10 protein-coding genes are annotated in these 22,724 nt (G+C 39.9%); 8 read left to right on the top strand and 2 right to left on the bottom strand.

The genetic code is table 11. From position 1 onward, the window contains the following. The first annotated feature begins 3 nt into the window (after nt 1–3). From F3G76_RS08530 to F3G76_RS08510, 5 genes are all read left to right on the top strand, one after another. Nucleotides 4–684, top strand: coding sequence for a response regulator transcription factor (locus F3G76_RS08530; RefSeq protein WP_149706448.1), 681 nt, complete (start codon nt 4–6; stop codon nt 682–684). Nucleotides 685–1,206: 522 nt separating this feature from the next. Continuing rightward, nucleotides 1,207–4,107, top strand: coding sequence for a retention module-containing protein (locus F3G76_RS08525; RefSeq protein ID WP_149706447.1), 2,901 nt, complete (start codon nt 1,207–1,209; stop codon nt 4,105–4,107). A gap of 130 nt (nt 4,108–4,237) precedes the next feature. Further along, nucleotides 4,238–8,383 carry a retention module-containing protein gene (locus tag F3G76_RS08520; RefSeq protein WP_149706446.1) on the top strand — a complete coding sequence of 1,382 codons (4,146 nt, stop codon included), beginning with the start codon at nt 4,238–4,240 and terminating at the stop codon, nt 8,381–8,383. A 148-nt stretch (nt 8,384–8,531) separates the two neighbouring features. Beyond that, on the top strand, nt 8,532–9,068 hold the full coding sequence (locus F3G76_RS08515; RefSeq protein WP_149706445.1) for a hypothetical protein: 537 nt from the start codon (nt 8,532–8,534) through the stop codon (nt 9,066–9,068). Nucleotides 9,069–9,152: 84 nt separating this feature from the next. Beyond that, nucleotides 9,153–9,887, top strand: a complete 735-nt coding sequence (locus tag F3G76_RS08510; RefSeq protein WP_148824068.1) for a hydroxymethylpyrimidine/phosphomethylpyrimidine kinase — start codon at nt 9,153–9,155, stop codon at nt 9,885–9,887. 41 nt (nt 9,888–9,928) lie between these two features. Here F3G76_RS08510 and ilvD read toward each other — a convergent pair whose 3' ends face one another. Together ilvD and F3G76_RS08500 are read right to left on the bottom strand one after the other, a co-directional pair. Continuing rightward, a complete protein-coding gene (gene ilvD / locus F3G76_RS08505) occupies nt 9,929–11,602 on the bottom strand; it encodes a dihydroxy-acid dehydratase (RefSeq protein WP_107943845.1) in 1,674 nt (557 codons plus the stop codon). Between the two features lie 93 nt (nt 11,603–11,695). After that, complete coding sequence (locus tag F3G76_RS08500) at nt 11,696–12,730, bottom strand: type II asparaginase (RefSeq protein WP_149706444.1); 1,035 nt, start codon at nt 12,728–12,730, stop codon at nt 11,696–11,698. 360 nt (nt 12,731–13,090) lie between these two features. Between F3G76_RS08500 and F3G76_RS08495 the strand changes: the two genes are divergently transcribed. The 3 genes from F3G76_RS08495 (at nt 13,091) to F3G76_RS10535 (ending at nt 22,504) form a co-directional block, all read left to right on the top strand. Continuing rightward, the gene (locus F3G76_RS08495; RefSeq protein WP_149706443.1) at nt 13,091–16,309 is read left to right on the top strand and encodes a retention module-containing protein; all 3,219 of its coding nucleotides are present in this window, start codon (nt 13,091–13,093) and stop codon (nt 16,307–16,309) included. Nucleotides 16,310–16,482: 173 nt separating this feature from the next. Continuing rightward, on the top strand, nt 16,483–17,889 hold the full coding sequence (locus F3G76_RS08490) for a hypothetical protein (RefSeq protein ID WP_149706442.1): 1,407 nt from the start codon (nt 16,483–16,485) through the stop codon (nt 17,887–17,889). 160 nt (nt 17,890–18,049) lie between these two features. Then, nucleotides 18,050–22,504 (top strand): hypothetical protein, encoded by a 4,455-nt coding sequence (locus F3G76_RS10535; protein WP_188116577.1) that lies wholly within the window; start codon nt 18,050–18,052, stop codon nt 22,502–22,504. Nucleotides 22,505–22,724: the final 220 nt, after the last annotated feature.

The raw sequence follows: 22,724 nt of genomic DNA, 5'->3' as shown, positions 1-22,724 counted from the left end.
AAGATGCAAGAGGCACTAGAAATTTTAAAGAAAGTATCTATATTGGTAGCCGAGGACGACGAGATGGCAAGGGAGCTCATCATCACTGGACTTAAGCCATACTGCGGTCAGGTCGTAGGCGCAAAAGATGGACAAGATGGGCTGGAGAAATTTAAAAAACAGGGCTTTGACATCGTGATGAGCGACATCCACATGCCAGTACTTAATGGCTTTGAGATGATGAATGAGATAAAAAAGCTAAAACCTCATCAGAAATTTATCGTCTTTACCTCGTATGACAGCGATGAAAATTTGATCAAAAGCTATGAGCAGGGCGCGACCTTGTTTTTGAAAAAACCTATCGATATAAAGGATCTTAGATCTATGCTAATAAGCCTAAGCTTTGAGCGAGATGAGAAGCTAGTGCGCCTAAGCGATGAGGTGAGTATAAATTTAAAAAGAGAGAAAATTTATAAAAATGGCAATGAGCTATATCTTAGCTTCTTGCAAAATAAGATATTTTGGCTATTTGCCTACAACCTAAACAAACTCGTGACCTATGAGATGATAGAGGAATTTGTCTATGAGAGCACCGAGGTGAGTAAGGCTGCTATACAAAATGTTGTACTTCGCCTAAAACGCGAGCTTGGCGTTAAATTTAAAAATATCAGCGAAAGTGGGTATATCTTAGTCGTCAAGAGCTAAAAAGTATAAATTCAAAATAGTAAAATTAATATATTTATCTAAGAATATCTTAAAAGTAGTGATAAATTTATGTCACAATAGGCTAAAATTTATAGAAAAAGAGATAAAAATTTACAAAATTTGATAGATAAACTTAAGAAAATTTATGTCACAAGTGGATATAAATTTATGGTAGTTATAAATAAAAAACATTTTGATATAAAAGGGCTAAATTTAGTGATAATAAGGCTAAATAAAGGCTTTTTTGATTAAGAATTTATGCGTTTAAAATGAAAAAAATTTTGTGACATTTTTGGGTTATTTTATCAACTACTATACCATTTTGATGAACAAAAACTTAAAATTTTAAAATTTATATAGATAAATATAAAAATTTTCACACATTTATAAAAAATTTACACATTATCAACCCCTAAACTTAGGCTTTTCTTAAGGGTATTGTACCAAAGTACAATATAACTAAATTTTTTTCTTAGCTAAAATCTTGATATAGATCAATAAAATCAAAAGGGAGGCACTAAGATGCAAAAGTTAGGCGTTATTAAAAACATCCTAGGCGGTGAAATCGTAGCTGTTGATAAAAGCGGCAACGAAAGAGTCTTAAAGGTGGGCGACAGCATTTTTGAAGGCGAAACTATAAAAGCTAATGGCTCTGCAAAAGCAGTGATCGCAGGAAACGACGGCAAAGAGGTGAACTTACAAAACGGCGAAAGTCTAAGCTTAGACAAAGAGGCAAATACACTTAGTGACAACCCAGAGATAGCCTCTATCCAAAAAGCACTATTAAACGGCGCAAACATCGCAGACCTTGAAGAGACCGCAGCAGGTGGTAACCAAGGCGGTGGCAACGCTACTGGAGATGGCGTAAGTTTAGGTGCTGCTAGCTTTGCCGAGGGAGGCCACTACTCAAATATCAATGAAAATTATAGAAATTTAACCGACGCAAATAGAGCTTTTCAAACACCAGAAAACTCAATAGGTGGTTATAACGATGCAGGTACAGATGCAGATACGACAACTCCTATCTCGCCAGCTACACCTGTCACGCCAAGCATCCCAGTAACGCCACCAACTCCGAGTACTCCAAGTACTCCTGGCGTCACCGTAACCCCAGGTACTCCTTCACCTGCTGATCCTCCAGTCATCACGCCTCGCCCTGGTGCAGTAGAGATCACTACTAGCATCGATCCTGCTACTAGCGAGGTAAGAGAGAGTGGCGCGGGAGCAAACGGCGAGGGCGGACACTATCTTGTTTATAAACTAGGTCTATCAGGCACTCCAGTAAGTCCAAGCGGCGAGACTACAGATTTAGGTTTAAATTTCCTCGGCGGCACTAGAGGAGAGGATTATTCAAGCGTAGTTGAGTACTCAACTGACAATGGAGCGACATTTCAGCCACTAACAGGCTACACGATAACTGGCGTAAATATAGAAGATATCTCAAAAGTGCAGGTAAGGATAAAAGTACTTGACGACGACGGACAAGATACTACAAAAGGCCCATTACATCACAATCAAAACGAAGGTGACAATACTGGCCCTCAAGGCATGACTATCGACAATGTACAAAAAACTGATATGGTTGATAACTTTGCTGTATTTAAAGAGGGTGTGAAATTAAGTGTCACACCAAGCAGTAGCTACCTGCTACCAACAACTAATGCAAATATGGCTGAAGGCAAGATCATAGACAACGACGACAACATCGAGCTAAATAAAGATATCAAAGGCAATATCGCAAACCATACCAATTTAAATACAAATGATGGCGATGATACGGTCAGCATAAAGGCAAATTTAGAGAATTTACACTTAAATACCGGCTCTGGTAACGACGTGGTAAATTTTGATAAAGAGGTTACTATTAGCGGCACAGCAAATAGCGGCTCAAATGCTAATAGTACAAGTATAGATCTTTATAGTGGCGATGACGTAGTAAATATCAATGCTGATCTAACCATGAACAAAGCTTCAATTAATCTTGGAGCAACAACAAATGATCCAAACTACAACGCACATGATGCCTCAGGTACTAATGAGCTAAATATCAATGCAAATATTATCGGTCATGCTAACGACTGGAGAAATGATAACACTGTATTTATGGGCGATGGCGAAGATACTCTAAATTTCAAAGATGGTGTCAAAGTAGAAAATGTATTTATCAATATGAACGCTGGAGAAAACACCGCTAAAGGGAATGGCATAACCCTAGAAAACGTTCGCTTAGATACAGCAACTAGCTACACAAAAGCTGGCGAAACTAGCAATATTGATTTTTCAAATTCTAACTTTACAAATGTAGAGATAAATTTTGGTGTAAATACCGCCGCAGACGTCAATCTTGGTGTGCAAAATGTCAAACTTACTAATATCATAGGAGATCACGTCACAGCTAAAGCACAAGATCATCTTGAAGTAAAAGGTGGATCATACACCGGTGGGGCTAACTACTTTTCATCTAAAGATCTCATCATAGACAATATCACTGTTGATCAAGCTAGCATAGGTGCATTTAGCGACGTCTCATCGGTCGCAAATATATCAAATTTAGTTGCAACAAATAGGGTTGGTCTAAGATATGGAGATGGCGACGATACGATAAATTTAAATGGTGGTAACAACCTAAGCAAGGCTGACTCTTCAAGCTATGCCGATATAGATACCGGAAAGGGCAATGACACTATAAATTTTAATGGCGAAAACAAATCTGGTGGCTTAAGCATAGATACTGCTGATGGCAACGATACTATAACATTTGGTGCAGGCACTACACTTGGTGGTACTTATACGAGTAGCGATAATAACCTAGTTAGCCACTATGTTGGTGTAAGAATGGGCGCAGGAGACGATACGCTAAATATCGACAAGGGTGCTGTGCTTAAAAATGCTGGTATAGAAATGGGTGATGGTAATGACGTTGTAAATTTAAATGGCGGTCTAGAAAAAGCAGGGGGCGGTATGTATAGCCCTGGCGTAAGTGCTATTAACCTAGGTAGTGGCGATGACATCATACATATCGGCAAAGATGCGGTGGTTAATGATGATGCTATGACTTTTCAGGGTGGCCCTGGCAAGTTGGAGCATGGCGGCATTATCATTCAAGGTGGAGCAGGCACTGATACGCTAGATATTGCTGGAAATATCGACTTTAGCAAGGTAGCTGGCTTTGAGAAAATTACCCTTGGTGGAAACGCAAACAAAGTAACGCTAAATTTAACACTAGATGATGTGCTAAATATCACAAATAGCAACGGCACTAACCGCACTCTAAGGATAGATGGCGAGGCGGGTGATCAAGTAGATATGTCAGCCTTTAGCAAAGGTGGGGTAAATTCTGAAGGGTATACAGAGTACTCAGCTACGTCTAATGGTACGACATTTACCATCGAGATAAAAGACGAAATAGTCTTACACTCTTAAATTTCATGCCCTAGTATCCCAAAACTAGGGCAAATTCTTACAAAATTTCAAAATTTAGTACCATAGTACAATTTACAAAGCTTTCTCAAAATATTAAAATACGTTCAAAATTTTTAGATAAGGAAGTAAAATGGCAACAAGGATAGGCGTAATCAAAAGCATCTCACAAGGAGCAAATGTAATCGCAACTGCAAAGGATGGCACACAAAGAGTGTTAAAAGTAGGCGATGAAATTTTTCTTGGTGAGACTATACAGACAACTGATTTTGACTCAAAAGTAGTCATAACTGCAAACGATGGCAAAGACATTGCGATCATCGGAAAAGATACCCTAAATTTAGACAAGAGCGTAGCTCACAACGAGAGCTTTGGCGACGATAGCGTAGCTGATGTAAGTGCTATACAAAAAGCACTTCTTGATGGTGCAAACATCACTGATCTTGAAGAGACTGCAGCTGGTGGTAACCAAGGTGGTAATGCTGGCGGAGACGGTGTAAGCTTAGGTGCTGCAAGCTTTGAAGAGGGCGGTCACTACTCAAACATCAACGAAAACTACAGAAATTTAACTGATGCAAACAAAGCTTTTCAAACTCCAGAAAACTCAATCGGCGGTTATAATGATGGCAATGACGCAGGCAACGCAACTCCTGTTGCACCAGTCATACCTCCAATCAGCGTTGATATCAAAACTTTAACTGATGATTTTGGCACTATAACTGGGGATTATAGCTTAGATGCGCCAAGCGTACCTCGCACAAATGACGCTACTCCAACTATAAGCGGCACAGTTGAGCCTACTGCTGTAAGAGCGGTTGTTAGCGTGCTTGACAAGGACGGACACGAAGTCTTTACAAAAACTCTAAATCCAAGCGACTATGCTGATGGTAAATTTAAATTTACAACTGATGAGTTAAGCGTAGATGGCAAACATGATGGCGATTATAAAGTAAAAGTAGTAGCTACAGGGATAGACGGCAATACTGCAACCGATACTGGTAGCTTCGTGCTTGATACAGTTGCAAAAATAACTATAAACGTTGAAACCGAGATGAGCCTTGTTAAAGAGTCTGAGATGAGTAGCGGACTAAAAGGAAATTTCTGGTTTAACCACATCTATGAAGAAGGCGTAAGAGGTACTGAGCTAAGACCTTATGCCTTTAATAATACAACATACGCTCATAACGGCATGAAGCAAAATGATTTTGTCGAATACTATATGAACAACACTAAGCCTTGGGCAAGCTTTAAAGCAAAAGAGCTAAATTTCCAACAAGGTAAAGGCGGCGATAGAGATAATGTTGATAGCGATGCTGGAACAGTCTCAGGACTAGATGGCGCTCATAATAAGATAGGCACGGTCGATCTTGATGGTAATGTAGTAACTCCAAATAATGAGTGGGTAGCTCCAAATTTCAAAGCGCTTGAGTACTTTATCGACAACGCAAAAGGTAGCGATATTCATATCGTAAGAGATGCTCCTAATGGCAAAAATACAACAGCTGGTGCGATGGTAAATTTAAAAGGCACTATGTATCTTGAGCCAGGGGATTATAAATTTGACGCAAAAGGCACTGATGATAGCGTGAGATTTAAGGTTGATGGCGTTACTATGGTTGATTATGACACTATCCACTCGGGAAATAGAGCCACAGTTACAACTTTACACGTTGATAAAGCAGGTTACTATGACTTTGATATGAGCTATGCAAACTATATCTTTTGGGGTAAGCTAAAACTAACAGTTTCAAAAGATGGCGGACCTGAGAGCATACTTGGCTCGGAGGCAAGTGGCATAAAACTAAATTCAACCGACTTTGACAGCTATGTAGATACAGTAACAAGAAATGTCTATAAAGTAACTCAAAAGATCACAGGAACTGTGGATAATGTAGAAGACGGACAGATCGTAACTGTCACGTCAAGCACAGGTGAGAGCCATACAGCTAAAGTGGTAGATGGCAAATATGAAGTTGAGTTTAGAACAAGCGATCCAAAAGCTACATATACAGCAAAGGTTAGCGACCTTGTAGGTAACGAGGCGCAGGCATCATCAGCTAAGATAAATGTCGCCACAGACCTAATAGACGCTATCGATAATGACGCAAGCATTGCAAGTGCGAATACAAATACAGGTATAAATGACGCAACTAAATATTATAAATTTACAACTGACGACATCGCTCAAACTGATAAATTTTCAACCAATGCGCCATTACCAGTGCTAAGCGACAAAACTCCGACATTTACAGGTAGCATAGATAGTAGCGCAACTAAAGCGATCATCACTGTGCTTGATAAAAATGGACACGAAGTCTTTACAAAAGAGCTTAGCCAAAGTGAATTTGCAAATGGTAAATTTGAAGTCACATCTGATAGCTTAGAGGATGGCAACTACAAGATCAAAGCAACTGCTATCTTTGAAAATGGCGAGAACAAGACAAGTAGTACGGTAGTGAGTGATTTTGTGGTTGATAAGACACCAGTTACTATAGAAAACATCAAGATCATCGAAAATGACAATGAGGGGCTACACCATACGATCAATTTTAACCTCAAAAACTATGAGGATGGCGATAAGATCGAGAGTATAAAAGTAGTAACAGCTGATGGAAATACTAACATCATCTCTGTTGGCACAACTAAGCCAACCAATGGCGTGCTAAGCTTTGAGTACGATCACAAGATAAAACTAGGTGATAAGATCGAAGTTGAGATGACTGATAAAGCTGGTACAAAACATACTCATGTAAATGAAATTTTAGTTCCAACTATGACGCAGTTTGAAAACGGCAATGACACAACTACAAATGCAAATAACCGCTCAGCTGAGAAGTTATGGGGTACTATGGAGATGAGCGAAGATGGCTTTAGAGCTGATGGCTCAAGGATCGTTTCAAATGACGCTATCCCATACCTAAGAGCTGTGATCCCAGAAGATACAACAGCTGGCAATGCTAGCGACAATCAAACTGTAAGTGAGTTTTTAAATAGTGGTAGAGGCATAGCATGGGGCACTGGCGATGTTAGATTTGTAGCAACTAACGTTGATACAGGTGTTTCAAAAGATCTATTATCTCAAGCGATAGAAAAACCGATAGGCAATGTAACGCCTGATCACTACAATAGACTTACAGGCTATAATAACAGACTTGATGCCGCTGGCAAGATGGCTGATGGCGTTTATAAAATTTCTATCGATGGTAAATATCAAGGTGGAGATGAGCTGCTTTACAACTCTATTAAATTTACGATCGATGCAACAGCTGCAACGATAAATGAGTCAAAATTACACTACGATGCAGCTGCAAATAAAACCACATGGAGTGGAAATTTAAGTGAAAATGGAGTTGGTGCAAGCTACACATTAAGAGAACACTTTGAAGAGGCAGTAAAAGGCATAGCTCTAAAAGATAGCATCACACTAAGAGGTGCTGATGGACACATCATAACTGCAAATTCTGTAACGCTTGATGATAATGGAAATTTCGAAGCAGTATTTAACGGCGATGTAAAAGCAAGTGATGTCTATCTACAAATTTCTGATATCGCTAAAAATACAATAGTAGATGCAAAAAATAACAACAATAACAATGTCATCACAACAAGTGAAGGCAACGACATCATCAATGTTGGAAATGGCGATAATGTCATACATGCAGGACGCGGTGAAAATGAAATTCGCACAGGCAATGGCAACAACGTAATCATCACTGGCGATAACAACGACGTCATAACCACAGGAAGTGGCAACGACTACATAGACGCTGGCAGAAGTGGCTATACTGGCATGAACAAAGGCGATATAGTAAATGCTGGCGCTGGCGATGATAAGGTTGTATTTACCTTTGATAATCCAAGAGCAGCTCTATCTCAAAGCCTAGATGGCGGTACTGGCACAGATACGCTTATCATGCGTCCAGTGGCAAAGGATGGCACTATCGACTTTGATAAGATAGACAACAAAGGTTTGAATAACGCGATCAAGAGTTTTGAAGAGATCCAACTTGGCATGGATGAGCATGGCAATGACAACCAAGCTGTTAAGCTACTAAATTTAAAAGCAGATAATGTATTTAGCATCACTGATGATGTAAATACTATCTTAAAAATAAGTGGCGACAACAAAGATAGCGTTTCATTAAAAGGATTTACTGAGGCTGCAAATCAAAATGGTGTCGAAGCTGGATATACAAGATATGAGGGTCAAACAAGCTCAGCTACTCCGACAACTATCTACATAGATGTCGATAACGATATAAACAAACAACTTGTATAAGATTTGGGCTTTTTAGCCCAAATTCTTCTTTTAAATTTCTATTTTTACTCCCAAAAAACGCTCTTAAAACCATCTTTGTACCAAAGTACAATATACAAATTTAATAAAAAACACTAGAATAAATCAAAAATAAAAATAAGGAATAAAGATGGCAGCTGTAGCCGGCAAGGTAAAAAGCGTCACATCTGATGTTATAGCGATAGATAAAAACGACCGTGTAAGAGTTCTAAACGTAGATGATGAGGTTTATATCGGAGAGAGTATAAAAGGTGAGAGCCAAAGTGCGAGCGCGATTATCACAGCAGTGGATGGTAGCGACATATCTCTAAATGGATATGACACGATATGGCTTGATAGTAGCGTGGTAAGTGCTGATACTAGCGCTGAAAATAGCATAGATACTGATGCACTTTTTAGAGCGCTTCTTGGAGAAAACTACGCTGAGATACTTGATCAGATGAATGAAAAAGTAGAAGATATGTTTGCAAAAACGCAGCCAAATGAGGCTGAAAATGGCTCAAATAGCCTTGAGAGCAGTGAAAATTTAGCGCACAAACATAGCACCAATGATGAGATTTTATCTGACTCAAACGAGCTAAAAGTAGATAACTCTTACGAGCATGCAAATTTTGACGCAACTACGATATATATCGAGATAGATAACGATCTAAACAAACTTTCATAAATTTGAGCCGCTTGGCTCAAATTTCTTATCCCAAAAATTAACTAATATCCCTTATAATAAGCCAAAATTTACAAAAGGAAAACGATGAAGAAAATTTTAATCATCGCAGGCTCTTGCAATAGCGGCACAGCAGGGCTTCAGGCTGATATAAAGACATGCGCTAGGCTAAACTGCTATAGCGCAACGGCGGTCACTTCGCTAGTTGCTGAGACCACAGACGCGATAAAAAGCGTAGTTTGTTTAGAGTCTAGCTTTGTTAAAGACGAGCTTAGCACGCTGGCGGAGGAATTTAGCTTTGATGCCATAAAGATCGGCATGCTCTTTAGCGAGGAGATAATGGACGTGGTGCATGAGTTTTTGCTCACCCAAAAGTGCAAGATCGTGCTTGATCCAGTCTGCGTCTCAAAGAGCGGCCACAAACTCATAAAAGATAGCGCAGTAGAGAAGCTAAAGGAGCTAATGAAGCTTGCTACCGTCGCCACGCCAAATTTAGACGAGGCAAATGTCCTTTTTGGAGGAAATTTCAAAGATCTGCCTTGCGATATCATCGTGAAAAAACATGTAAGTGAGGATAGTAGCATAGATACGCTTTATAGAAAAGATGGCTCACTGCAAAATTTCAAAACTCCGCTTGCTAGTCCGCTTGTAATGAGCGGCACTGGTTGCACTTTCTCAACGGCGCTTGCTTGCTACCTTGCAAAGGGCAAGAGCTTGGAGGAGGCCATAGGGCTTTCAAAAGAGTATATTTGTGAGATTATAAAAGAGAGTATCGACACAAAGCTAGGCAAAAACCGCCTACTTTGGCACGGAGCGAAGTAAATTTAAGCCTAAAATTTAGGCTTAAATTTGATAGTTTTAGCTTACGCCTCTAGTATCGCTCCGTTGCTTGCGTTTGTGACTAGTTTTTGATACTGCCTTAGCCAGCGAGAGGTTAGCGCCTTATCGACTGGTTTAAATTCCGCTCTTCTTTTTGCGATCTCAGCTTCGCTTAGGCGAACGTTTATCTCGTACTTATCGACGTCTATATCGATGATGTCGCCATCTCGTAGCAAGCCTATCATGCCGCCCTCGGCTGCTTCTGGGCTTACGTGGCCGATGCTTAGACCCCTTGTCGCCCCGCTAAAGCGGCCATCTGTGATGAGCGCCACGTCTGCACCAAGGCCTCGTCCCATGATGAGCGAAGTAGGGCTTAGCATCTCTTGCATGCCAGGGCCTCCGCGTGGGCCTTCGTAGCGGATGACGACGACGTCGCCTTTATCTACTTTGCCGCTTGAGATGCCAGCTATCGCTTCATCTTGCGAGTTAAAGCAGACCGCTTTGCCGCTAAATTTACGCTCGCCAACGATGCCAGCTGTCTTGATGACACAGCCTTGTTCGGCTAAATTTCCAAACAAAATGGCAAGTCCGCCAACTTGCGAATAGGCATTTTCCACCTTGTGGATAACGCTCTCGTCTTTGATGTCACTAGATTTTACGCGTTCACCCAAAGTCTCGCCGCTAACTGTTAGATTGTCCAAATTTAGCATGCCGTGGTCTCTGCGTGAAATTTCTTTTATAACCGCATTCATACCGCCAGCTCTGCCGACATCCTCCATATGCACGTTTGGCAAGCTTGGGCTGATCTTAGCGATGTGAGCGATGTTTTGGCTGATCTTGTTTAGCTCTTTTATGTCTAAATTTACGCCAGCTTCTCTTGAGATGGCTAGCATGTGAAGGACGGTATTGCTGCTGCCACCCATCGCCATATCAACGACAAGAGCGTTGCGGATCGCCTTTTCATTTAGTATGTTTCTTATCTTAAATTTCTCATCAAGGGCGATCTGGCAGATCCTGCGAGCAGCTTGCCTGATGAGCTCCTCACGCTCTGGAGTTAGCGCTAGGATGGTGCCGTTGCCAGGGAGCGCTATGCCCATCGCTTCGCAAAGCGTGTTCATAGAATTTGCCGTAAACATACCGCTGCAGCTGCCGCCACTTGGACATGCGTTGCACTCGATATCTCTTAGCTCAGCCTCGTCTATCTCTTTGGTCTCAAATTTGCCAACCGCCTCAAACGCAGTCGCAAGATCGATCGGCCTGCCATCTTTTGTGTGACCTTTTTTCATAGGGCCGCCGCTTACGAAAATGGTTGGGACATTGACCCTTAAAGCGCCCATAACCATGCCAGGGACGATCTTATCGCAGTTTGGCATACAAACAAGCGCGTCAAGTGCGTGCGCGTTCATCACGGTCTCAATAGAATTTGCGATGATCTCGCGGCTAGGCAAGCTATATAGCATGCCCTTATGCCCCATCGCTATGCCGTCATCCACGCCGATGCAGTTAAACTCAAACGGCACACAGCCATTTTTGCGAATTTCATCTTTTAAAATTTGTGCGTATTTGTTTAAGAAAAAGTGCCCAGGGATGATCTCTATAAAGCTGTTTGCAACACCGATAAATGGCTTAGCAAAGTCCTCGTCTTTTAGCCCAGTCGCACGTAAAAGTGAGCGGTGTGGGGCTCTTGTGTAGCCTTTTTTTATTATATCGCTTCTCAAATTTGATCCTTTTTTTGAAATTTGAGAGGATTTTATCACATCTAAAGTATCAAAAATTTTAAAGCTTGGCCGCACAGGGCAGCCAAGTAAATTTTAGTATTCGTCAAAGAATTTTTGAATTTCTTTGGTGTCGCTCGTCTTTGTGAGGGCTAGCATGAGTAAAATTCTAGCCTTTTGCGGGTTTAGATCGCTTGCGGTGATGAAATTTCCATTATCATCCATTTTTTTGTTGCTATCTACGTAGCCACTGCCAACGATCGCGCTTCTTACTATCTTTATGCCTTTGGCGTTTGCCTCTTGAAGCACGGTAAATACATTGTTGTGGATGCTGCCGTTACCTGTGCCTGCGTGGATGATGCCCTTTGAGCCAACATCTATCAGGTGTTTCGCGATATCACCGTAGTCATTTGCGTGTGAGTAGATGATATCAACCCTTGGTAAGGCCTCTAGCTTGCTTACGTCAAAGACGCTGTTTGCAGTGTGTTTTTTGAGGCTTTTTGTGCTGTAAACGACCTTGCCATAATAGACCCTGCCGATGGCGCCGGTGTTTCTTGACTTAAATGTATCGACTGATGAGGTGTTTGTTTTTGTAACCTCTCTAGCGGCGTTGATCTCGTCATTTAGCACGACTAAAACGCCATTACCTGCGCTTTCTTTGCTAGCTGCCACGCTTACTGCGTTATATAAATTTAGCGGACCATCAGCGCTCATAGATGTGGCACTTCTCATAGCACCTACTAAAACTACAGGCTTATCTGACTTGACGACCAAATTTAAGAAGTAGGCGGTTTCTTCGAGGGTGTCGGTGCCGTGAGTTATGACGATGCCATCCACGTCTTTGCTGGCAAGTAGCTCATTTACGCGTTTTGCAAGCTTTAGCCAAATTTCATCAGTCATGTTGTTTGAGCTGATGTTGGCTACTTGCTCGCCTTTTACATTTGCTAAATTTGCTATCTCAGGCACGGCTTTGATGAGGATATCGACGCCAAGTTGGGCCGCGTCGTACTGGGCATTTGTCGCGCCACTAGCACTTCCTGCGATCGTACCGCCTGTGGCTAAGATGACGACGTTTGGCTTTGCATAGAGCGAAGCAACTAGAATGCAAAACAATAAAACTAGCTTTTTCATAGCTATCCTCCTAGTAAGAATTTTTACGCATTTTTAAATTTTCGTAACACCAAACCAAGCAAATAGACAAAAAATAAAGTAGCTCAAATAAATTTTTAAAATATTTTTATAAATTTAAAAATATTATTTTTGCTCATTTTATCACAAAAAGCACACGTTAAATTTAACTCTCTCTTAAAAGATAAGACAGATAAAATGAAATTTGCCTCATTTTGATCAAAATGATATATAAATTGATAACGTAAAATTGTCATACATGTGTCACAAATGCCGAATTTAAGGGCTTTATTGTACCTGGGTACAATATACATGAATTATAAAATTCATTAAAATGCGACAAAAAATTTAACAAGGATGAACATGGCAGCAAAACTAGGAAGTATAAAATCAATTTCAGGTCAAACTGAAGTGATCGCAGTTGATAAAAGTGGAAATGAGAGAATTTTAAAAGTTGGCGATAGCTTGTATGAGGGCGAGAGCATAAAGACAACTTCAGCTGATGCGAAGGTAGTCATCGTTGCAAATGACGGCAAGGAGGTCTCAGTAGTAGGCGAAGATACTATCTCGCTTGATCCAAAAGAGGTAGCAAACGCACAAAGTGCTAACCCAGAGATCGCAGCGCTTCAAAACGCTCTTTTAAATGGCGCAAACATCACAGATCTTGAAGAGACAGCAGCTGGTGGTAACGCAGCAGCTGGTGGAGCTGGCGGAGATGGCGTAAGTCTAGGCGCTGCTAGCTTTGCTGAGGGTGGCCACTACGCAAATATCAATGAAAATTTTAGAAATTTAACCGATGCAAACAGAGCTTTTGACTCTTTTAATAGCCCAATCGGCGGTTATGCTGATAATAACGACAATGGCGAGGGCGATAGTGTTGTACCACAAAACCCAACAAACCCAACAAACCCAACAACCCCTGTTACACCAGTAACTCCAGTGACACCTGTCACGCCACCAACTCCAGTCACTCCAGCTACACCTGTTGCACTAAGTGTATCACTTGATGGTAGTGGCGAGGCAAGAGAGGCAACTCCAAACGAGTATCTAGTCTATAATCTAGGCCTATCAGCTGCTACAAGCTCAACTACACCTACTGATCTAACGCTAAATTTAAGTGGTGCAAGTGCAGGCAGAGACTACTCAAACGCTATGGAGTATTCACTTGATGGTGGAAATAGCTGGACTGCGATACAAAATGGCGGCACGATAAGTGGTGTGGTACCAAGCGATATCGCAAATGTAAAGGTTAGGGTGCAAGTGATAGATGACTACGGTCAAACAGCTGGCAACCAAAACGAGGGCGCAAGCAGCGAGGATCTAGGCGCAAATATCGCTCCTGGCATAAAAGACTACGGCGTTTATAAAGAGGGTGTAACTCTTAGCGTGACTACAAACAACGCTGCTATCACATCTGGCGAGGCTGAGGGCAAGATCATTGATAATGATGATAATGTAAATATCACAGAAAATATAGATGCGACTACAGAGGGTTTAAACCCTGCTCTTGTAAATTCTGATCCAGACAATGGCGATAGTATGAAAACCATCATAGATACAAAAGATGGTGATGATACTATAACTATCAAAGAGGAAGTTGTTTTTTCAAGTGGTGTAAATTGGCTAAACAAAGATGCTAATGATGTTATAAAAATGGGCGATGGCGACGATGTGTTTAACATAGAAAGAGAAGCTGTTGTAGAAAATACTAGGATAGACCTTGGAAATGCTGGTGGAGAGAAAAATCAAGATACACTCAATATAAATGGAGCTGTCGTAACAGGTACAAGATTTACAAGCCACGATGGTAATGATGTATTTACTATAAAAGATAATTCTGGCCCAAGCCTTGGCAGTACGATTTTGGACGATGTCTTGTTTAAAACAGGGAGTGGCAACGATACTGTAAATATCGAAAAAAGCGATAATCATCAGCTTATAAAAAATACAAAAATAGATACTGGTGCTGATAATGACACTGTAAATATTAAAAGCGATATGTATGCTTATGTTACTAATAACGGAACAACTGATCTAACCGAGTATGCAGGAAGCAGAACTGATAGCTTTATAAAAACAGGCGAGGGCGACGACACTATAAATGTTACTGACGCAAGTATCAGCAGAGTTGATATCGATACAGGCGACTCAGACACGGGCGACATGCTAAATTTCATCAGTGCAGGCATATATAACTCTGAAATAAAAAGTGGCAATGGTGATGATAAGATCGTACTTCAAGATACCAAAGCAGATGTTATGGATATCTACACAGGTGAGGGTAATGATAGCCTAACTATCAAAGGTAGCACTGAAATAAAAAATAATAGTGCCGCACACAATGACCCTATAAGCTCACCAGCTCATGTGGCAAATCCAGTAGCTAACCAAGCTGGAATTCACTCAAACTACATAGAGATGGGCAAAGGTCGCGACACACTAACTATCGAAAGAGGCGCTGAAATTTCAAATACTAAGATAAACACTAGCTCAGCTGATGCTGGAATAAGTGACGATAGAGATAGTGTAGATGTTGCTGGCGCTAAATTTAACAACGCTGCCATTGAGACTGGATATGGTGATGATGAGATAAATTTAAAAGATGTCACCATGATCTCAAACGATGGATATAGCACATATATCGGCGCAGGCGGTGGAAATGACACTATTAACGTCTCTGGAAATAGCTCATTTGACAAGGCTATCATCTACACAAACGGCGGAGATGACCGTGTAAATGTCGATGGTGATGTTTCTATGGTGGATTCAAACATCATGCTTGAAAATGGCAATGTAACACTAAATGTTGCAAAGGCTACTGGTCTAGTTGATACAAATATAGAGGGTGCAGGCGTTGGAAATGCTGGCGTAAAAACCGTAACTATCGATAACGCTGAGCTTAGTAGAGTTACTATAAATACCGCAGATGACGGCGATAGCGTGACTATCGGAGCTGGCACTCATGATAATACTGATGTTAAGATCTTCACTCAAGGTGGAGACGATACGATAAATATCAACGCTGATCTAACTGGTACATCAAATGTAAATTTAAGTCCAGCTGCAGGCGAAGCTGCGCATGACCACGATGCATCAAACATCAACTCAGGCAAAGGCAACGACACTATCAATATAGCTGATAATGTAACACTAACCAACACCTACCTTTCAGGTGGCGACGGCAGCGACTTAGTCGATCTTGGCAAGGATGTAAGCCTAAATGGCACAGCTATAAATGGAGGCGACGGCATAGATACGCTAAAAATACACGACGGCTCGTTTAATACGACAAATGCCGGCAAGATAAGTGGCTTTGAGGTACTTGATATGTCAGACGCTAATGAGGACTTTACGTTCTTCCATGCGTCTGATATCGCAAATTTCATAAAAAATGTCGGTGGTGAAGGTGCGACATCGCTAATCGTAAAAGGCGTAAAAGGTGTTGGCACATTTACAGAGGGTTCATCTGAAGTAGCAGATGCTTCTACTGAAATTAGCAATGGATATGTATATAACGTAAATGAAGGCGGTCAGACATTTACGCTTACTATACAAAATGTCAATGTAAACGAATTAATGTAAATTTTAGACCCATTTTTTGGGTCTAAACTCCCCTTGCTTCATTTAATAAAATTTTTTATACAAAAAGCCTAAATTTAGGCATTTCTTTTGATAATCAATATAATTTATATTTCAATGTGATTTAAAAACGCTTATTAAAATCCAAAAGTCAATTTTTTTAAGAAAGGATTAATATGAGCGTAGAAGTAGCTGACAAAGAGGGGTTAAATTTAAGCGGTGGAGTGAGCCAAAATGGCGGGCAAAGTGACCCTCACGTGAGGATCATAGAGGAGGTAAAGTCGCTTGAGATACTTGAGCCCAAGAATTTTCTTGCTGAGCTATACGGACGAAGGGTGGCAGATGCAAGGCCAAAAGCGCAGGATCAAATTTTAAACATTGCAGACGCAACCACGAGTGCAAATGATGTGCGTTTTGACAATGGCAACGATATAGTCGATATGACAAGATCTATCGTAAATGATGCCAAGATAGACGCAGGAGATGGCGATAATAAGCTAAGAATTCACGATAATATCGAGGTTAGAGGGCTGAGATTTGACGCTGGAGCTGGCAACGACGAGATAGAGATAAGAAACAATGTCGGCATAAAAGATCATACGCTTTTATATACAAATGACGGCGATGATAGCGTGAAAATTTATGGTGCAACGATGGAAAATGCTGCCATTCATACAGGTTTAGATAACGACATTATAGATATCCAAAGATCTGAGATCAAAAACGGTGCGGATATAAGACTTGGCGGAGGAAATGACACTATAAACACCGACTGGGTGGGCTTTTTTGGTGATACGAAAATTTCTCTTTCTAGCTTTACAAATCCAAACGAAGTAGATACGCTAAACATGGACAACACTATCTTTAACGGACACACTACTATCGAAGCGAATGATGGCGAAAAGACCACTATGAATATAAAAGTGTGCGGTGGAGACGGCGAGATAGATATAAAAGGCTCGCATGCAAATTTAGACCATACGCCGCTTTTTGATATGAATTTTCTTGGGCCAAAATTTATGGGTGACGTTAAATTTGACGGCAGAAATAACAAGGTCAATATGCACATAGACGACTCAGAATTTCATGGTAAAAATAACGAATTTTACTTCTCAGATAATCAAAATGATACTTTAAATGTGACATCAGCTATCATAAAAAATTCTAAATTTTATCTAGGTGGCGGAGACGATACAGTTAGTTTAACTATGACAAGAACAGATATAGATAATAATACTCAAATATTTGGTGGCAAGGGCTATGATACTCTTGTGCTTGATAATAATATCGACTTCTCAAAGGTCTCTGGCTTTGAAGAATTAAAAGTAACGAGCGGTGCTTATGTGACATTAAACGGCAATGATGTGGCTCATTTGAGTGACATTTTAGACAATGGCTCTAATGTAGTTAAATTTAGTGAAGCCCATGGTACTGTAAAACTTAATGGTTTTATCGAAACTAGCGGAGCAGAAAATGGCTACCACAGATATGAAAGTGCCTATAATACGCACTTAGCAGACGGTAGTGATCGTCAAGGCACAGTCTATATAGATATAAAAGAAGACATTCACGTCGATCTTTAAATTTTAGATCCCTTTTGGGATCTTGCTTATATTTATCAAAAATTTAATTTTTAAAACCCACTGCAACAGCGTAATCTTAAGAATTAACATCATATTTATATTACTTTATATTTAAAAGAAATATTTATAATGTGTCAAATTGATTTTAAAGGAGGCAGCGATGGCTGTTAAAGTAGGTGTTATCAAAAACATTCTTGGCTCCAAGGAAGTAGTAGTTATAGACAAAAATGGCAACGAAAGAGTTGTTGTCGCGGGAGATAGTTTATACGAGGGCGATGTCGTTAAAGCAAACGGCGCAAAGGTAACTATCGCATCAAACGACGGCAAAGAGTTCGAGCTAAAAGATGGCGAAATTCTAAATTTAAATAACGACCTTAGCTCAGACAAAGAGGTAGCAGCTATACAAAAAGCCCTTTTAAAAGGTGAAAATTTAGCAAATCTCGAAGAGAGTGCTGCTGGTGGTAATAGCGGTGGCAGAGGCGGAGATGGCGTGAGCCTTGGCGAGACGAGGTTTGAGCATGGCGGTCATGAAAGCTCTGATGTATCAGCTAGCTTTAGATCACTTTCAGATACTTTTGGCGCTGTAAAACTAACTAACCAAGAGGTAAAAGGTGGCGGTAGTGATGTTTTTGATGGTTTAGATAGTGATATAAATTCTGCCATTGCACCTGTAGCCCCAGTTGAGCCATCACAACCAGAAAATCCAACTCCAACCCCAGCTCCAACTCCGCAGCCAAAGCCAGTAGAGCCTAAACCAGAGCCAACTCCAGAACCAAAACCTGAACCAACTCCAGAACCTGAAAAACCACAGCCACAGCCAGAGCCAAAACCAGAACCTAAACCTGAGCCAACTCCAGAACCAACTCCGCAGCCTGAACCTAAACCTGACGAGAGCAAAGATATAGTTAAAAATATCTCAGTTGAAAACAAGTTAGAATTTGGCTATGAAAAGAGCTCAGACCCAAGAAGCTCAAATGACAAATCATACTTAGAGTACAACCTAAAAGGCGAAGTAGCGGAGGCTGATGCTGATAAAAAGGTAGATGTGACGCTTAAATTTGGCGGAGAGGCAACTGCTGGCAAAGACTATGAAAACGCAGAGTACTCGCTAGATGGCGGTAAAACTTGGCAAAAGCTAGATGATAGTGGCGTGATAAAAGATGTAAGAGCTGGCGATATAAATAAAGTAAGCGTACGTGTTGAAGTGGCAAACGATCACGACCAAAATGAAGGCACACTTGATCCATCGGAGAAAATTTTCACAGATGCAGATAAGGGCGTAGAAAATAATGGCTACTTTAAAGAGAGCGTTTCGCTAGAAGTTAGCATAGGTGGCTTAAAAGCATCAAATAGCGAAAAGATCGTAGATAATGATCATGATATCACTGTAAATAACCAGTTTAATAATGATAAATCTTTTGACGTTACATTTAAAGATAATGGCGACAATACACTAAATTTCAAAGATGCGACGATAAACCACAAAGCTGGTGACGTGGCTAGCACTATAGTCTTTGGCGATGGCAGCTATCTTAATGAAGGTAAAGATACCATCAATGCCGATAACTCAAATTTAAACTGGCTAAATATCAACACTCAAGGCGGAGATGACACTATAAATATAAATGGTGGAAGACACGAGAGACTTCACGTTGAAACTGGTGCAGGCAACGACACTGTAAATTTAAACGGCGGAACTTACATAGGCACCGATCCTTATCAAAGTGGCTTCACGCTTGATAGTGGAAACGATGTATTAAATTTAAATGGCACAAAAGATGATCATGTAAAAATGACAGATATGTACCTAAGAACTGGCTCAGGCGAGAGAGACGAGATAAATATCAAATACGCTGAGATCGACTCAACATATAAAAATTCAGCCAACCACATCATCGCCGAATCAAAAAACAACACCGTAAATGTTGAAAACTCAACTTTAAAGAGTATCAACATAGGTACAGAGACCAACACAGGTACCGATGTAAATAGAAATCCACTAAATTTCGATCTAAATTTAAAATCATCTACTCTTGATGATGTAAATCTCAACACTATCTACAAAACTCACGTAGTAGTTGAAGATACAAAAGTAAATGGCAGCTACCCAGAAAATGCCACAAAGTGGAATTTCGCAGATACAGATGATACTTTAGAGCTAAGATCAGGCACATTAAACGATATGACGGTTAATCTTGGCAACGGCGAAGATAAAGTCGTCGTCTCAAAAGCTATGAAGCTTGATGGATACACCATGATAAATGGTGGCACTAGCTACGAAACCGATACACTTGTGATTGATGGCAATGTTGATTTTAATAAATTTAAGAGCTTTGAAGAGCTACAAGTGGCTGGCAACGAGAAGGTCAACCTAAAACTAGAAGATCTATATGATATGCTTGACATTAAAAATAGCGATAGCAAACATATCTTGACAGTCACAGAGGCAGCTGGCGGAGTAGAGCTAGCAGGCTTTAAGCTTTCAGAGTATGGAAGAGGTTTAAAAGAAGGCTTTACAAGATATGAGGCCGACTTTGGTTTTCAAAATAACGGTAGATCTTATACGGAGAAAGGCTATATAGATGTAAAAGATGGTATCAATGTCGATCTTGGTGCTAAGCCAGAGCCTACGCCAGTTGAGCCAGTCGAGCCTGTAAATCCAGCTCCAGCTCCACAACCTGAACCTAAGCCAGAGCCAAAACCAGAACCTAAACCTGAACCTAAACCTGAACCACAGCCAACGCCTGATCCAGAGCCAGAATATATAAATGAATACGACTCAAAATATGTAAAAGACATAGGCATATATGGCAAACGAGGCTTTCAGATCGAAAACCATGAAAAATCGAATATGTGGGAACATAACAATTTAATATTTGAGCTAAGGGGTGAAGTGGCAGAAGCCGATGCGGATCAAAAAATCGATGTGAAGCTTAAATTTAGTGGAGAGGCGACTTACGGCAAAGACTACGATAAAATTCAGTACTCACTTGATAATGAAAACTGGATAGACCTAGATAGTAGTGGCGTCATAAAAGGTCTAAGAGCGGGCGATATCAACAAAGTAGTTGTTCGTGCAAATGTAATAGACGATAAAGAGCTAAATGAAGGCAAGCTTTTGTCTGAAAATAGTGAAAAATTTTATGAGAGCTGGGATAAAGAAAAGTTATTTAAAGATGCAGATAAGGGCGTTGAAAACAATCACTACTACAGCGAGAGTGTGATCTTAGAATTTAGTATAGATAACGCTAAATATACGTATGAGGGTGGCATCATAGATAATGACCATATAACAACTGTAAATAGCGAATTTCACAACGACAAACGCTTTGATGTAGAGTATCTTCAAAATGGAGATAATGTCTTAAATTTCAACAATGCAACCGTAAGTCATAAAGAAGGAGAAGAACCTAGTAAGATCCATTTTAGTGAAGTATATAGTAACTCTGGAGACACTGAGGTTAATATCAATAGTTCAAATTTAAATTGGCTTGATATTAGAACTAATACTGGAAAAGATAAGATTGATATCAATAACTCAAATTTAAATAATGTCACTATCGACACCCGTAACGGGAATGATACTATAAATATAAATGGTGGAACGCACGAAAAAGTTGAGATCAATGCGGGCTTTGGCAATGATGTCATAAACATAAATGGTGGAGTTTTTAACAAAGAGACCATCTATCTTGGCATTAACAGCGATATCTTAAATATAACAGGTACAAAAGCTGATCATGTAAAAATGACAGATATTGACATAAGCACTAATGCTAATAAGCTTAATGGTGCCATACAATGGGTTGGCAATGAATTAATTAAAGGCGATGAAGACGTTATAAATATCAAATACACTGACATTAACTCAACAACATCAGCAGAAAAAAGTGCGATCTATGCAGGATCATCAAAAGGTACTATAAATATAGATAGCTCAAACCTTGATAACGTAGAACTAAATGGAGGCAGTAGAGTCCCTTCATTTGGAGAAACTTATCATACAGATATAAATTTAAAGTCATCTACCCTAAAAGATGTAGATATCATGGCTTATATAAATGAAATGCATGTGGTAGTTGAAGATACTCACGCATCAGCTACTGGTTTGCCAGCTGAACACCATGCGAACTGGATTTTGAGTGGACATGAAAATGCAAAAGATTATTTGGAGCTAAGATCTGGAAGCTTAACTAATATTAAAATAGATCTATCGGATGGCAGTGATAGTGTCTTTATATCTAAAGATATGAAGCTTGAGGGTGGCACTAGCATTCTTGGTGGATACTCAGACAATAGAAGTCGCTATGATCACGATACGCTTTTGGTTGATGGTCAGATAGACTTTACAAAGGTTAAGAGCTTTGAAGAGTTAAAGGTTACTAGCAATGAAAAGGTCACTCTAAAAGCTCTTGATATAGCTGATATGCTTGATGTCGGACACGAACATAGTAATAATTTGCTTCAAATAACTCAAGCAAGTGGCGGAGTAAAACTTGAAGGCTTTAGTAAATCTGCTGCTAACGCAGTAGAGGGCTTTGAAAGATATGAGGCGAATTACGGCACAACTACAGCTTATATCGATGTAAAAGAAAACATCCACGTCGATCTTTAAAATTTAGACCCTTTTTGGGTCTAAATTTCTTTCTATATAAATTTACAAATCTTTTTTATAAATTCTATTATTCTTTTAAAATTTAGTGCAATCAAATAAAAACATTTATAACTTAAAATATCATTAATCAATTCTTACATGAAAATTAAATTTTATATAAGTGTTATATAAATATCACCTAATAACTACAAAAAATTCTATAAATGTAACATATAATAAA

The organism is Campylobacter concisus (assembly GCF_902460575.1).
Classification (GTDB): Bacteria; Campylobacterota; Campylobacteria; order Campylobacterales; family Campylobacteraceae; genus Campylobacter_A; species Campylobacter_A concisus_AW.
This window is presented reverse-complemented; position numbering and strand designations above follow the sequence as displayed.

Bases quoted from the DNA above. Each gene is read 5' to 3' on its own strand.
- F3G76_RS08530 (WP_149706448.1), top strand. From the start codon at position 4: ATGCAAGAGGCACTAGAAATTTTAAAGAAAGTATCTATATTGGTAGCC.
- F3G76_RS08490 (WP_149706442.1), top strand. From the start codon at position 16,483: ATGAGCGTAGAAGTAGCTGACAAAGAGGGGTTAAATTTAAGCGGTGGA.
- F3G76_RS08495 (WP_149706443.1), top strand. From the start codon at position 13,091: ATGGCAGCAAAACTAGGAAGTATAAAATCAATTTCAGGTCAAACTGAA.
- F3G76_RS08515 (WP_149706445.1), top strand. From the start codon at position 8,532: ATGGCAGCTGTAGCCGGCAAGGTAAAAAGCGTCACATCTGATGTTATA.
- F3G76_RS08500 (WP_149706444.1), bottom strand. From the start codon at position 12,730: ATGAAAAAGCTAGTTTTATTGTTTTGCATTCTAGTTGCTTCGCTCTAT.
- F3G76_RS08520 (WP_149706446.1), top strand. From the start codon at position 4,238: ATGGCAACAAGGATAGGCGTAATCAAAAGCATCTCACAAGGAGCAAAT.
- F3G76_RS08525 (WP_149706447.1), top strand. From the start codon at position 1,207: ATGCAAAAGTTAGGCGTTATTAAAAACATCCTAGGCGGTGAAATCGTA.
- F3G76_RS08510 (WP_148824068.1), top strand. From the start codon at position 9,153: ATGAAGAAAATTTTAATCATCGCAGGCTCTTGCAATAGCGGCACAGCA.
- F3G76_RS10535 (WP_188116577.1), top strand. From the start codon at position 18,050: ATGGCTGTTAAAGTAGGTGTTATCAAAAACATTCTTGGCTCCAAGGAA.